Genomic DNA, 14,074 nt, shown 5'->3' on the forward strand with positions numbered 1-14,074 from the left:
GCTTTCCGGCCCCCATGTCCATTTCATCAATATTACTTAGGTTCTTTGCCTTCCGGATATTCCTTGACTTCGATTTCTCCGGAAGCGATCTTTTCCTGGTACTCATCGATCTGAGCCATGATGTCTTCAGGGATGTTGCCGCGGGAATCCGCAAGTGCGACACCGTCTTCAGAAATGCCGTAAGTGATCACTTCACCGCCAGGGAACTCGCCGTTCATGCCCTTTTCGGAGATGTCCTTGACCGCTACGTCAACGCGCTTCAGCATCGAAGTGAGTGTGACGTTCACGTCACCGACCGCACCTTCGTCGTACTGGTCGGAGTCAACGCCGATGACCCATACGTTTGCATCCGGATCGTTCGACTTGCGCTCTTTCGCTTCGGAGAATACGCCATTGCCCGTACCGCCGGCTGCGTGGAAGATGATATCGACGCCGCTGGAGTACATGCGGTTGGCAGTTGTCTTACCGAGTTCTGCTTTATCGAATGCGCCTGTGTATTGGATATCGACTTCAATGGACGGGTCAACCGCCTCGACACCCTGTACAAAACCAGACTCGAAGCGGTGGATGACTTCGTTCTCCATACCGCCGACAAAGCCGACTTTCTTGCTTTCTGTCATAAGCGCCGCTGCGACGCCCGCAAGATAAGAACCTTCATGCTCTTTGAAAAGGAGGCTGACCGTGTTAGGCTGCTCGACCACTGCATCGATGATTGCGAACTCTGTGTCCTTCTGCTGGGAAGCGATCTCATCAAGCGCGTCCTGCATCATGAAGCCGACACCGAAAACAAGGTTGAAATCGCGGCGGGCAAGTGCGTTCAGGTTCGGGATGTAATCCTCTTCACCGGCAGACTGGAGGTAGTCAAAGCCGCCGTCACCTTTTTCAAGCCCGTTATCTTCGCCGAATTCCTGGATCCCTTTCCATGCGGCCTGGTTGAACGATTTGTCGTCAACGCCGCCGACATCAGTGACCATCGCTACGGAATATTCGGATGCGGATTCACCGCCGCCGGAATTGTTGCCTTCGTTCGTTGCTTCTTCACCGTTGTCAGATCCGCATGCGCCGAGGAGCGTGCCTGCAGCCAAAAGAACCGACAGCGCAAGACCAAACTTGCGTTTTGCCATTTGTGGTACCCCCTAAATAATGTTGTGAATGTACTTTTTTTGATAGCAGGAAGGTTATCTGTTTTACATCCGTTTCCGCAAAACGTGGAAGTTGAATTTATCGCCCTTGAAATAATTGCGGGAGTGGAGAATGACGTCTTCCCCTTCCGCATAATGGGACTGCCGCAGCATAAGCAGCGCAGTCTCCGGTTCGCATTCGAGGATCGGAGATGCCTCCTCGTCGTACCCGACCGGTTCAATCTGGGCCACAGCCTGTGTAATCCTCAGGTTCCCCGTCCGCTCGATCGCCTCGAAAATCGATTCGTCTTCCTGTTTCAGGAATTCCTCACCGACATAGCGGGACGGGAAGATATCGATGCAGTAGACAACCGGCTCACCGTCCGCCGTCCGGACCCGCTTGATCGTCATGATCCGCTCATCCGGGCCGCACCCGAAACGCTCCATATCTTCCTCCGTGGCAAGTTCCTCGGAAGAGCTGATGAAGTTCGTTCCCGGTGTCATGCCAACCTGGCGGATCATGTCAGATACGCTGGCCAGCTCTTCGATACCCGCAGTAAACAGCGGTCTCGGATTGACGAAAGTCCCGACTCCATGCCTTCGGACAATGTAGTGCTCTTCCTCCAGCAGGCGAAGCGCTTCGCGCAGTGTCGCCCTGGACACGCCCATGATCTTGGCGAGTTCAAACTCGGATGGAAGTTTTTCTTTCTCTTTGAAAACCCCCGACGCAATGTCCCGTTTGAGCTGCTCGATGACCTGAAGATACAAATGCCGGTGGTCCGTCTTTACCGTCATGACATCACCACCAAATTAAAGAGATCAGACATCTGATGTAAAACCTTCCTCCTAATCAGTCATACTATATCATTTTTGCTACCCTATTGAAATACCTATCTTTCTAAATATCTAGACGAATTCATACTTACGCCCCATACTTGTAATCATTCCGTCATGATTAAGCGCTTCCTTTTACAATCAAGCGTTTTCAATGTTTCAGAAGGGGTCCTCCTAATTAAAAACAAGGTCCATCACAATGGCGTGATGGACCTTGTTTTCTCTGCAAATTTGGGAATATCATGATTCATCCGGATGATCCTGGACAAGGACCTGCCGCGGTTTGCTGCCTTCATGCGGGCCGACCACTCCACGCATTTCCATCTGGTCGACAATCCGCGCGGCTCGTGAGTAGCCGATTCGGAATCTCCTCTGGAGCATTGAGACCGATGCCTGCTGCATGCTCCTCACAAGGTCGACCGCCTCATCGTACAATTCATCAGTTTCTTCATGCGGCGCAACTTCTTCCACTTCCGTCGGAATCATCGATTCTTCATACTGCGCTTTTTGCTGGCTAATGACGAAGTCGACGACTTCCTCGACTTCCTGATCGGATAGGAAGGCGCCCTGAATCCGGGTCGGCTTGGAGGCTCCTGCCGGAAGATACAGCATATCGCCGCGGCCAAGCAGTTTTTCCGCACCGCCTGAATCGAGGATGGTTCTGGAGTCCACGGCCGATGAAACTGCGAATGCAATCCGTGACGGGATGTTTGCCTTGATGATGCCCGTAATGACATCGACGCTCGGACGCTGAGTTGCAATGATCAGGTGGATGCCTGCGGCACGGGCCATCTGGGCAATCCGCGTGATGGAATCCTCGACATCACTTGATGCGACCATCATTAGGTCCGCAAGCTCATCGACAATGACGACAATGTAAGGGAGCCGCGGATGCTTTTCTTCGTTTTCCTCATTCCACTCATCGATATGGAGGTTATACCCCTCGATGTTTCTCGTGCCGGTATGGGAGAAGAGGTCATATCGCCGCTCCATTTCCGCCACGACCTTTTTTAGTGCCTGCGATGCCTTACGCGGGTCGGTGACGACAGGTGCAAGCAAATGCGGCACACCATTGTAAACGTTGAGCTCGACCATTTTCGGGTCAATCATCATCATCTTCACTTCATGCGGTTTCGCCCTCATGAGGATACTGATAATGATGCCGTTGATGCACACACTCTTCCCGCTGCCTGTTGCTCCGGCTACGAGCATATGGGGCATCTTGTTCAGCTCGGCCATGACAGCTTCGCCGGAAATATCCCGGCCCAGTGCGACCATGAGCTTGGAATCCGGCCGGTTATTGTTCCGTGCCTCGAGCACTTCACGAAGCGAGACCATGGCCACTTCGGTGTTCGGAACTTCAATGCCGACAGCGGACTTGCCCGGAATCGGCGCTTCGATCCGGATATCCCGGGCCGCAAGCGCCAGTGCAATATCATCTGCGAGGCTGACAATCCTGCTGACCTTCACACCGGTTGCAGGCATCACTTCGTACTTGGTGACGGCCGGGCCGAGATGGACCTCGGTGACACTCGCCTTTACACCGAAGCTGTGGAATGTCTTCTCCAGTTTTTCCGCATTGTGCTGAATCATATTGTACTCGCCGCTCTGGTCGTTTTCCGGAGGCGGATTCAGCAGGGAAACCGGAGGCAGGACGAAGTCTTCATTCACCGGCTGGACATCTCCGATATCGTGTATAACGGTGTCCCCTTCAGCCTGCGTCTCCTCCTCGCCATGTCCCCCGGTTGAAAGATCTTCTTCCTTTGGAGAGGGCTTTGCCCGTTCCGTGAATGAAGAGATGATCGGCTGCACGCGTACGGGTTCGGGTTCCGGATCAGAAGCGCCATAGACTTCTTGCTGGTGTCCGGCCTCCATCCCGTCTATGCCACGGGTTGCGGCTTCCTCATTTTCGGCTGAGCGCCTGGATCTTCTTTGTTTTTCCGGCTTTTCCCGCTTTTGCGGCTTTGGCCTGGCGGGCTTGCGTTCACGCGTGAACCACTCACGGATTGATTCCGCTGCTTCCGGCAGTTTCTCAGCAAGATAAGGCACAAGTGCCTTTCCTGTCAGCAGGATCAGGCCCATCGAGAGCATGATGATCCCTGCGATGGTGGCGCCGGCGGAATCAAAGAGAACATGGAACATAGCGAACAGGAAGCCTCCCACAATTCCGCCACCCAGTGAAACTGCGGGATCCGTGATGCCTCCGTCTGTGACGAGGATGATCCAGGTCTCCTTTAGCGCGGATGTGGTCTGCATGCGGCCGCTCTCATACCGTTCCGTGAAAAGCAGGACATGGCTGAAGAGCGTCAGGCTTCCAAGAATCAGCAGAAGCCCGCCGACGATGCGGTTGCGCAAGTCGGGAATTTCCCGCTTCACCATGAGCAGGAGCGCAAATATCAGGAAAAGGAACGGCAGTGCAGCATGCCAGTTCCCGAAAAGAAAACGGGATGCGCTTCCCAGCCCTCTCCCTACAAATCCGAGACTGAAAAATGTAATGATGGCAAGGCCGGTCATGACAAGTCCCGAGAGCTCATATCCGAGCGGATAGAGGCCGGATTTCTTCTTTTTGGCGGAAGTCCTTCTTTTTTTCTTTTTATTGCGTTTGGTCGCCATCTTTCTTCACCCCCATGGATGAAAACGGGATTTCCCGCCAGCGACGGCGAAGAAATCCCGTTTTGTTCTATCTCTGTTGCCGCGTATTAATACTCCATGATGATCGGAATGATCATCGGGCGGCGCTTGGTCTTCTGGTAGAGGTATGAATTGAGTGTATCGCGGATTTCCTGCTTGATGCTCGTCCATTCGAACGATTCTTTGTTGGAATACTTGCCGACAATCTTCTTCACGAGTTCACCGGCTTCGCCGATCAGCTCACGGGAGTCACGCACATAGACGAAGCCGCGGGAAAGGATTTCCGGACCTGCCGCAATCGTCTTCTTTTTGCGGTTGAGCGTAATGACGACGATGAAGATTCCGTCTTCGGACAGAAGCTTGCGGTCGCGCAGGACGATGTTGCCGATGTCCCCGACCCCGCTTCCGTCGATGAGCACATTCCCTGCGGTGACCCGGCCGGTCATTCTCATCTTGCCGTTTTTGTACTCCACAATGTCGCCCTTGTCCGCTATAAAGATGCGGGACTTTGGCATACCGGTCTGCTGCGCGAGTTTTGAGTGGGCCATGAGCATCCGGTACTCTCCCTGAATCGGGATAAAGAACTTCGGCTTCATCAGGTTAAGCATCAGCTTCAGGTCTTCCTGGCTTCCGTGACCGGATACATGCACCTTTCGGCTGGATGTCAGGACATCGGCTCCCGCCTTGGCAAGGTCGTTCATCGTGTTGTACATGCCGACTTCCATGCCGGGGGACGGTGTGAACGTGATGAGGACCGTATCGGTTTCCTTGATGCGGATATCCTTATGCTGTTTTCGGACGATGCGCTCAAGCGCATCCAAAGGTTCGCCCTGGTTGCCCGTCACAATGATGGCCACTTGGGAGTCGTCATACTTCGCGATTTCCTTCACCGTGATGACGAGGCCATCCGGGACATTCAGATAGCCGAGTTTCATGCCGACTTCAAAGTAGGTCTCGAGGGACTTTCCGATGACTGCAACCTTGCGCCCTGATTCGGCGGCACGGTCGAACACCTGCTGCATCCGGATGAAGTTCGAAGCATAAAGGGCAATCAGGATGCGGCCCTGTGCCTTATGGAATGTTTTGGACAACTGCTCTGCGACGACGGATTCCGGCGTCGTATGGCCCGGGCGCTCTGCTTCCGATGAATCGGACATCAGGATGAATACGCCTTCGTCCCCGATTGCGGCCATCTTGGAGATGTCAGGCCGGTACTTGCCTTTTGCCGACTGGTCGAATTTGAATTCCCCGGTATGGACAATGGCGCCCTCGCTCGTATGGAAGACAATGCCGAGGGCATCCGGAATGCTGTGCGTCGTATGGAAAAACGTCACATATGTCCGCCCGAAATTCATCCGGCTCCGGTTTGATACTTCAAAGAACTTGACGTTCTTGGGTGCAGGCTTGTCTTTCAGGTGCTCTTTTGCCAGCGCGATCGTCAGTTTCGAGCCGTATACGGGAGCCTGGACCTTGCTGAGCAAGTAGGCGATCGAGCCGATTGCATCTTCATGGCCGTGTGTCAGGAAAATCCCTTTCAGCCGATCTTTGTTTTCTTCGATGTAGGTCATATCCGGGATGACGATGTCGATGCCCAGCATATCCCCTTCCGGGAACATGAGGCCGCTGTCGACGATGAACAGTTCATCATCGATCTCCACGACATACATCGCCTTACCGATCTCCCCGACTCCTCCGAGGGGGATGACCCTGATGTTTTCGTTTTTTGTCTTGGTCAATGGTTCTCCTCCTAAATCATACCCGTTCCATATCCGCTAACCTCCATTATACGGGAGCCGTACAATCTAGACAAATTAAAAAAGTGCTGAAATTGGGATTCGTTCCGGCCGTAACTGATTGGCGCACCGCGGAGGTACTCCGGCTTTCCTGCTTTGGCACCGACGGGGATGATGGGTGCATCATCTCTGTACGTATGTTGATCTTTCATCAGGACTTGTTGATCTTCTCAACAATCTCATTGATCTTTCGCGCACTCTTGTTAATCTTTCAGAAAAAAAACGAACTGACAGGGCACATTTCCCTGTCAGTTCGCTTTTGGCAGATGCCTGTAGGACATACGGCATGTCACGTCCCCGTCGCCGCCCGGAAATCGGACATTGCCTGCCCGACAATCGTGTACCCTTCTCCGTCCAGGGGCATGATCGGGAGCCGCACCGTACCCGGGTCAAATCCGGCCAGTTCCAATGCATGCTTAACCGGAGACGGGCTAGGGCGGGAAAACAGGGCTTCTGATAAACGGCTGATTTCCGCATGGAGGCGGACGGCTTCTTTATGATCACCGTTCCTGTAAGCGCGGACCATCCGCTGCATCTCGGGTCCGGCCACATGCGAGGCGACTGAGACAACGCCGTACCCGCCGATTGCAAGCACCGGAAGCGTCAGGCCGTCATCCCCGCTGTAAAGGCGGAATCCCTCGTCCGTCCCCGAAATGATGCGGGTCATGGCGCCGAGATCTCCTCCCGCTTCCTTCACAGCCCGGATGTTCGGGACACCCGACAGGGCGATGACCGTCTCGGGTTCCAGTCGGGATGCGGTCCTGCCGGGCACATTATAAAGCATGACCGGAAGCTTCGTGCTTCCCGCCGCTTCAGTGAAATGCGCATGCATGCCCCGCTGGTCCGGCCGGTTATAGTACGGTGCCACCAACATGATGCCATCCGCTCCTGCGGACTCCGCCCTTTTCGTCATGGCTACGGTCGCGGCGGTGCTGTTGCTCCCGGTACCTGCGATGACAGGAATCCTGCCCCCGGCCGCCTCGACGGACAGCCTGATGACCCGCTCCTTCTCGTCGTCGCTCAGCGTGGGCGCTTCCCCTGTCGTCCCACAGACCACAATGGAGTCCGATCCATTCTGTATCAAAAAATCAACGAGGGCAATCAGGCGGCCCTCGTCAACATTTCCATCCTTATCGAACGGCGTGACCATCGCCGTCGCTATGCTGCCGAGTTCCATCGGCGTCTTCCCCTTTCAGCAACCCGTCCGCGATGAGTGCTTCAGCGATCTGGATCGAGTTGAGGGCAGCCCCTTTCAAAAGGTTATCCGCGACAACCCAGAAGTGGAAGGCGCCCGGGGTGTCGAGATCCCTGCGGAGGCGTCCGACAAATACATCGTCTTTTCCTTCTGCGAACAGTGGCATCGGGTACGCCTGGTTTTCCGGATCATCCATTACGGTGATTCCTTCCGCGGCATGCAGGGATTCCCGTATGCCTGCCGCATCAGCCGACGGATTGCCCGTCTCGAAGTACACAGATTCGGAGTGGCCGGTCACGACCGGGAGACGGACACATGTTGCCGCTACGGAAAGTTCAGGCATTCCCATGATCTTCTTTGTCTCATTGATCATTTTCCACTCTTCAAATGTATAGCCGTCCTCGCTGAAGACATCAATTTGCGGCACCGCGTTGAACGCGATCGGGTAATGTTTCTTATCACCCTTGACCGGCAGAAGCTCCGCCTCTGCTCCGGCCCTGTTGTCCATATCCTCACTTTGTTTGCCCAGCTCGCCGATCGCGGCGGCTCCGGCACCGGATACCGCCTGATAAGTCGATACGATCACTTTCTTCAGGCCGTACTTTCTGCGGACCGGCTCCAGTGCCGCAACCATCTGGATGGTCGAGCAGTTCGGGTTGGCGATGAGGCCCCGGTGTTCCTTGAGCGCCTCACGGTTCACTTCCGGAACGACAAGCGGAGTGTCCGGATCCATGCGGAATGCGCTCGTATTGTCGATGACGACTGCTCCCCGGCGGACCGCTTCCGGCGCAAGCTGCTTGGATACGCTCCCGCCTGCACTGAAGAAGGCGATATCCACTCCGTCAAAGCGTTCCGGCACCGCTTCTTCCACAGTAAATTCCTTTCCTCCGAACTCCACTTTGCTTCCCGCAGAACGCGCAGAGGCCAGGAAGAGGATTTCATCGGCAGGGAAATTCCTTTCTTGTAGTTTTTTGGCGATTCCCTGGCCCACCGCACCTGTAGCTCCGACAATTGCAACACGATATCCCATGGTCAAACACTCCTCAGTTTATGATCGAATGTTCAGTATTATAGCATGTTCTGAATGGGTTTTGGAGAAATACTCATGTTTAAGTATTTTCATGCTTAATGAGGAGAGGCTGAAGCTGCTCTCCCTTTAAAGCTGCCTCGACCGTATCGACCATTTTGGTGAAGTCACTGATGAGGGAATTCGGTTTTTTCACGGGATCATCCTGGCCGAACGGGATAAAGTAAATGTTTTTCGTATTCACCAGTTTCATGATATTGGACCCGTTCAAGCCAAGTGCGTCGTTGGTGGAAATGCCGATGACGACCGGTGTGCCGTTTCTGAGTGTCGCCTTGGCTGCCATCAGTACCGGTGAGTCAGTGATGGCGTTTGCAAACCTTGAAATCGAGTTCCCTGTCATCGGTGCGATCACCATGCAGTCGACCGGTGTTTTCGGTCCAAACGGCTCCGCCTCAGCGATGGTGGTGATGATATCCGCCCCGGCTGCTTCGCGGATTTTTTCCATCCATTCCTCGCCTGTCCCGAAACGGGTTGCGGCGGTCAGCACGGAGTTGGTGATGACCGGAACGACTGTCGCCCCCCTGTCGGTGAACGCCTTGATCTTTGGAATCACATCTGCATAGGTGCAGTGGGATGCAGTGATTCCGAAACCGATTCTTTTGCCGTCGAGCATCCTGATTCTCCTTCCGCTAGCTGTCCATTCTGCACAGCGCTTCCGAGAGGACCCGGGCGGCCTCGTCCGGAAAAAACCGTCCCGGCAGCGCAGGCAGTAACCTATAGTATTCATGGACGGCTCCGGGCTTTAGGCACCCGGGGGCAGAAGCCAGATCATAGATTCGCGAGTAACTAAATGCCTCCGGAACGTCCAGCCACTGGGCAGGTATGGTATTGACCAGTATTTCGCCTTGATCAGCAAGATCCAATCCGCCAAAGGCCGTTGTCCGAAACCCTTCGGTCAGTGCTTCTGCTGTCTGTGCCGGCGAGCGGGCAAGCACGGAAACATCCGCCCCCATTGCGCGAAGCAGCCTTGCAGTGGTTTTGCCGACCCGGCCATAGCCGGCGACAGCCCACTTTCTTCCGGCAACCGGCCCCGCTCCCGAATGATAGAAGCCAGCGAGGAAACCTTCTGCCGTCAGGCTTGCATTTTCCCAGATAAACCGCTCTTCTTCCAAGTACATCCTGGGAACCTTTCCCGCCAGCTTTACCGCCTCCTGCCAGCCGGCATCGAGCCTGCCGGCAAACAGCCGGTCAGCTTTCTCCAGCGTGCCCCGGGCCGGACTTCCGTCAGGCGGATGGATTGGCAGCACGACACGCATCGGTTTTTCACTCAACAAAAGCGTGTCGGTCCTGTCGTCCCAGCAGTCCCTCGGATCATGGAGCACCGAGAAGCCTTTTTGTTTCAGGAAGTCCGCCGATTTGGCAAACCGTGCATCTGATCCGATGATCAGCCAATCCCGGCGGCTCATTCAAATAGCCCCTCATGGATCGGACGGGTGCGCCTAAATAAAATCCGGTCATCCCCGATCAGGACGATTTCCTCCCAAGGGATGTATTCCGCTTCTCCGGCCGATTTCCGCCCCCCCTGCAGCCAGCCGGCGCGTCGCTTTAGTTCAAAGCCGTAGATCCGGCCGCTTTTCGGTTCAAATAACATCTCCGTATCGGCAAGAAGTCCATACCGGACGCCATCTTCCATCTGGATCAGCTCTTTTTCGGCCATTGTTGACAGCAGCATCGTCCACTCCCCTTTCTTCTAAACTATATGCGTCACCCGGGCGGAAGTTCCCGCCCGGAAACAGCTGCTGCAAACAAATAAAACCGGAAGGCTGATGCGGCCTTCCGGTGAGATTTCAATTCGGTATGATGATCGACTCCGCTGGAGGACATGAGAAAATGCGATCTGCAATGCGACGGATTTGCTTGGCGTCCACTTGCCGGAACTCTTTCATGACTTCATCGATGTCTTTATGTTCGCCTGTGAACAGCTCATTTTTCGCGTTCCGGCTCATGCGTGCTGAAGGTGACTCGAGCCCGAGCAGAAGGCTGCCTTTCATCTGGCCCAATGCCCCTTCAATCTCGGTCTCCGTCACCCCCTCTGCGAGAAGGGTGCGTATCTCATTCTGGATGACCGCCCGGGTTTCCTCAAGACGGGAAGGCGACGTCCCTGCATAAATTGTCACAGAGCCAGAATCGGTGTGTGTTGAATGGTACGAGTAGACCGAGTAAGCAAGCCCATGCTCTTCACGGATCCTCTGGAAGAGCCTCGAGCTCATACTGCCGCCAAACAGCGCATTCAGGATGATCAGTCCGTATATGTCGGGATCGTTTACATCCATTCCCGGATAGCCGAGACAGATATGTGCCTGCTCGGTGTCTTTTCTTTTGCGGATTGAACCGGAAGCGAACTCAGGACGCCCCACGGACAGGGGTGCCGATGCTCCTGCGGCAAACGAACCGAACAGTTCCCCGATCCGGCTGATCAGCTCTTCATCCACACAGCCCGCTGCAGAGATGACGATCCGTTCCGGACGGTATTCTCGTTTCAGGAATGCGACAGTTTCCTCTCTCGTAAATGCGCTCACCGTTTCCGGGTACCCCAAGATTGGGCGTCCCATCGGATGTCCGGGGTACATAGCGGCCTGCAGCTGCTCATGGACATCATCATCCGGCGTATCTGCGACCATGGCAATTTCTTCTAGAATGACGGACTTTTCTTTCCGCATCTCGGTTTCGTCGAAGGCCGAGTTGAAGAACATGTCCGCCAGTACATCAATTGCCTCCAATGCATCTTCGGCGAGCACACTCACATAAAAGCAGGTCTCTTCCATGGCTGTGTAGGCATTGATCTCGCCGCCTGTACGGTCGATTGTTTCCGCAATATCTTTAGCCGTTCGGCGGGCGGTACCCTTGAACAGCATATGCTCGATAAAGTGGGCCATGCCGGCTTCACCGGCCGATTCATTTCTTGCGCCGGTCTTTACCCATATCCCGAGCGCTACCGAACGGACATGCGGCATCTGTTCCGTAACGATCCGCACGCCGTTCGGACATTTTCTGGTCTGGATCATCTTCTCCCCCCTTTATTAAACTTTATGTTCCCGGATCCGGGCTTAAGCGCAGGCCGGTAAAAAGAGGGCCGGCCGACCGGCCGCCCTCTGGTGATTTTTATTCTGTTTTTCCGGATTCTTCGGAAGCTTCCTGTTCCTCTTTGAGAACCGCTTTGCGAGACAGGTTGACCCGGTTGTGGTTGTCGATTTCGACGACCTTCACCCGGACCACGTCGCCGATTGACAATACATCTTCGACTTTGTTTGTCCGCTGTTCCTGGATCTCGGAAATGTGGAGCAGACCGTCTTTACCCGGGAAAAGCTCTAGGAACGCGCCGAACTTTTCGATCCGCTTGACCTTGCCGTCGTAGTATTCGCCTACTTTTGCCTCACGGACGATGTTTTCAATCATCGACTTGGCCTTCTCATTCATCTCCTGGTCGATCGAGGAAACATAGATGGTGCCATCCTGCTCAGTATCGATCTTGACGCCGGTCTCATCGATGATCTTATTGATCTGCTTGCCGCCCGGTCCGATTACATCACGGATCTTTTCAGGTTTGATCTGGATGACGATGATTTTAGGCGCATGGTCGGAAAGCTGCTTGCGCGGCTCGGAAATCGCAGAAATCATGTTTTTCATGATATGCATCCGGCCCGCCTTTGCCTGCTCCAGCGCTTCTTCGAGGATTTCGCGGGACAGTCCCTCGACTTTGATGTCCATCTGCAGGGCGGTGATTCCCTTTTCGGTGCCGGCCACCTTGAAGTCCATGTCCCCGAGAGCGTCTTCCATACCCTGAATGTCGGAAAGGACGGTATAATTGTCGCCCTTTTTGACGAGTCCCATGGCAATTCCTGCAACAGGTGCCTTGATCGGCACGCCGGCATCCATCATCGCCATCGTTGAAGCACAGATGGAGGCCTGCGAAGAAGAGCCATTGGATTCCAGCACTTCGGAGACGAGGCGGACCGTATACGGGAAATCATCCTCGGACGGCACAACCGGGGCGAGGGCACGCTCACCGAGAGCACCATGGCCGATTTCCCTGCGGCCCGGCGATCGGATCGGGCCCGTTTCCCCGACACTGAACTGCGGGAAGTTGTAATGATGCATGAAACGCTTGGATTCTTCAAGGCCCAGGCCATCGATAATCTGGACATCCCCTAGCGCGCCGAGTGTACAGATGCTGAGTACCTGAGTCTGGCCGCGGGTGAAAAGTGCCGAACCGTGTGTCCGGCTCAGGATTCCGGCCTCGGAGGAAAGCGGACGGATTTCATCCGGTTTCCGTCCATCCGGGCGGATCTTTTCATCGGTGATCTGGCGGCGGACTTCATCCTTGACGAGTTTGTCCAGAATGGCACGGACCTGTCCGAGATCTGCCTCTTCGTCCGATTCCGCATATGCCTCAACCACGGATGTCTTTACTTCCCTGATGGCTTCTTCGCGTGCATGCTTTTCTTTTGTCTGGATGGCGTCATGCAGACGGGCTTCCGCCTTTTCCCGAACTTCTTCCGTCAGGGACGGATCCAGTTCGAACAAGGCGATTTCCCTGTTCTCCTTGCCGGTTTCGCGAGCGATTTCTTCCTGGAAGGCGACGAGGCGCTTGATTTCTTCATGACCGAACATGATTGCTTCCAGCATGACAGATTCTTCGACTTCGTCAGCACCGGCCTCCACCATGTTGATGGCGTCCTTGGTTCCGGCGACAATCAGGTCGATGTCACTTTTCGCTTGCTGCTCTACAGTCGGGTTGATGATGAACTTGCCATCAATGCGGCCTACCTGCACACCCGCAATCGGGCCGCCGAACGGAATGTCCGACACCATCAGGGCAAGAGAAGAGCCGAACATCGCAGCCATCTCGGATGAGCAGTCCTGGTCGACGGACATCACCATCGAGATGACCTGCACTTCATTCCGGAAACCGTCGGGGAAAAGCGGACGGATCGGGCGGTCGATCAGGCGGCTGGTCAGGACAGCTTTTTCGGAAGGACGGCCTTCCCGCTTGATGAAGCCGCCAGGGATTTTACCCACTGCATAAAGCCGCTCCTCATAGTTGACTGTGAGGGGGAAGAAATCCAGCGGCTTAGGCTCCTTGGATGCTGTTGCTGTCGATAGGACCGCAGTGTCCCCGTAACGGATGAGCACGCCTCCGTTCGCCTGTTTCGCGAATTTGCCCGTTTCGACAATGAGCTTTCTTCCAGCCCAGTCGAGTTCGTAAGTTTTGTGATTCTCGTTCATTATGGGGCTCCTCTCTTCTGTGCATAACGCTATCCCGGGTGCCTGTCCGTCTGCATGCGCAGACGCTTGGAGCGTCGGCAGACCCGGACAGCCGTCAAACGTATGTACTCACTCCCCATAGTGTACCAAAATTCCCATAGTGATGCGAAAGGATTTGTGGGGAGCGGATTTATTATGCACCGGTTTT

The 14,074-nt window shown here is 54.8% G+C and carries 11 protein-coding genes; all 11 read right to left on the reverse strand.

Features of this window, described 5'->3' with window-relative positions; translation table 11 throughout:
- Positions 1-32: 32 nt before the first annotated feature.
- Complete coding sequence (locus BMX91_RS00855) at positions 33-1,124, reverse strand: BMP family lipoprotein (RefSeq protein ID WP_092048885.1); 1,092 nt, start codon at positions 1,122-1,124, stop codon at positions 33-35.
- A gap of 63 nt (positions 1,125-1,187) precedes the next feature.
- On the reverse strand, positions 1,188-1,916 hold the full coding sequence (locus BMX91_RS00860) for a GntR family transcriptional regulator (protein ID WP_092048887.1): 729 nt from the start codon (positions 1,914-1,916) through the stop codon (positions 1,188-1,190).
- Positions 1,917-2,195: 279 nt separating this feature from the next.
- The gene (locus BMX91_RS00865) at positions 2,196-4,568 is read right to left on the reverse strand and encodes a DNA translocase FtsK (RefSeq protein ID WP_092048889.1); all 2,373 of its coding nucleotides are present in this window, start codon (positions 4,566-4,568) and stop codon (positions 2,196-2,198) included.
- A gap of 86 nt (positions 4,569-4,654) precedes the next feature.
- Positions 4,655-6,322, reverse strand: coding sequence for a ribonuclease J (locus BMX91_RS00870; RefSeq protein WP_092048891.1), 1,668 nt, complete (start codon positions 6,320-6,322; stop codon positions 4,655-4,657).
- 346 nt (positions 6,323-6,668) lie between these two features.
- Positions 6,669-7,556, reverse strand: coding sequence for a 4-hydroxy-tetrahydrodipicolinate synthase (gene dapA, locus BMX91_RS00875; protein WP_092048894.1), 888 nt, complete (start codon positions 7,554-7,556; stop codon positions 6,669-6,671).
- A complete protein-coding gene (asd, locus tag BMX91_RS00880) occupies positions 7,510-8,604 on the reverse strand; it encodes an aspartate-semialdehyde dehydrogenase (protein ID WP_092048896.1) in 1,095 nt (364 codons plus the stop codon). The genes dapA and asd overlap by 47 nt, the downstream gene beginning before the upstream one ends.
- Before the next feature lie 79 nt (positions 8,605-8,683).
- On the reverse strand, positions 8,684-9,274 hold the full coding sequence (locus BMX91_RS00885) for a dipicolinate synthase subunit B (protein WP_092048899.1): 591 nt from the start codon (positions 9,272-9,274) through the stop codon (positions 8,684-8,686).
- Between the two features lie 16 nt (positions 9,275-9,290).
- Positions 9,291-10,067 (reverse strand): NAD(P)-dependent oxidoreductase, encoded by a 777-nt coding sequence (locus BMX91_RS00890; RefSeq protein ID WP_092048902.1) that lies wholly within the window; start codon positions 10,065-10,067, stop codon positions 9,291-9,293.
- Complete coding sequence (locus BMX91_RS00895; protein WP_092048905.1) at positions 10,064-10,333, reverse strand: PRC-barrel domain-containing protein; 270 nt, start codon at positions 10,331-10,333, stop codon at positions 10,064-10,066. Before BMX91_RS00895 ends, BMX91_RS00890 begins: the two co-directional genes overlap by 4 nt.
- 115 nt (positions 10,334-10,448) lie before the next feature.
- Entirely contained in the window at positions 10,449-11,666 is a 1,218-nt protein-coding gene (locus tag BMX91_RS00900) for a M16 family metallopeptidase (protein ID WP_092048908.1), read from the reverse strand.
- A gap of 97 nt (positions 11,667-11,763) precedes the next feature.
- Entirely contained in the window at positions 11,764-13,887 is a 2,124-nt protein-coding gene (gene pnp / locus BMX91_RS00905; RefSeq protein ID WP_092048911.1) for a polyribonucleotide nucleotidyltransferase, read from the reverse strand.
- Between the last annotated feature and the right edge of the window lie 187 nt (positions 13,888-14,074).

The sequence above is a fragment of the Bhargavaea ginsengi genome (assembly GCF_900109165.1).
Taxonomy (GTDB): Bacteria; Bacillota; Bacilli; order Bacillales_A; family Planococcaceae; genus Bhargavaea; species Bhargavaea ginsengi.

Excerpts from the sequence above, each read along its gene's own strand:
- BMX91_RS00855 (WP_092048885.1), bottom strand. The coding sequence starts at position 1,124 with ATGGCAAAACGCAAGTTTGGTCTTGCGCTGTCGGTTCTTTTGGCTGCA.
- BMX91_RS00860 (WP_092048887.1), bottom strand. The coding sequence starts at position 1,916 with ATGACGGTAAAGACGGACCACCGGCATTTGTATCTTCAGGTCATCGAG.
- BMX91_RS00865 (WP_092048889.1), bottom strand. The coding sequence starts at position 4,568 with ATGGCGACCAAACGCAATAAAAAGAAAAAAAGAAGGACTTCCGCCAAA.
- dapA (WP_092048894.1), bottom strand. The coding sequence starts at position 7,556 with ATGGAACTCGGCAGCATAGCGACGGCGATGGTCACGCCGTTCGATAAG.
- asd (WP_092048896.1), bottom strand. The coding sequence starts at position 8,604 with ATGGGATATCGTGTTGCAATTGTCGGAGCTACAGGTGCGGTGGGCCAG.
- BMX91_RS00885 (WP_092048899.1), bottom strand. The coding sequence starts at position 9,274 with ATGCTCGACGGCAAAAGAATCGGTTTCGGAATCACTGCATCCCACTGC.
- BMX91_RS00890 (WP_092048902.1), bottom strand. The coding sequence starts at position 10,067 with ATGAGCCGCCGGGATTGGCTGATCATCGGATCAGATGCACGGTTTGCC.
- BMX91_RS00895 (WP_092048905.1), bottom strand. The coding sequence starts at position 10,333 with ATGCTGCTGTCAACAATGGCCGAAAAAGAGCTGATCCAGATGGAAGAT.
- BMX91_RS00900 (WP_092048908.1), bottom strand. The coding sequence starts at position 11,666 with ATGATCCAGACCAGAAAATGTCCGAACGGCGTGCGGATCGTTACGGAA.
- pnp (WP_092048911.1), bottom strand. The coding sequence starts at position 13,887 with ATGAACGAGAATCACAAAACTTACGAACTCGACTGGGCTGGAAGAAAG.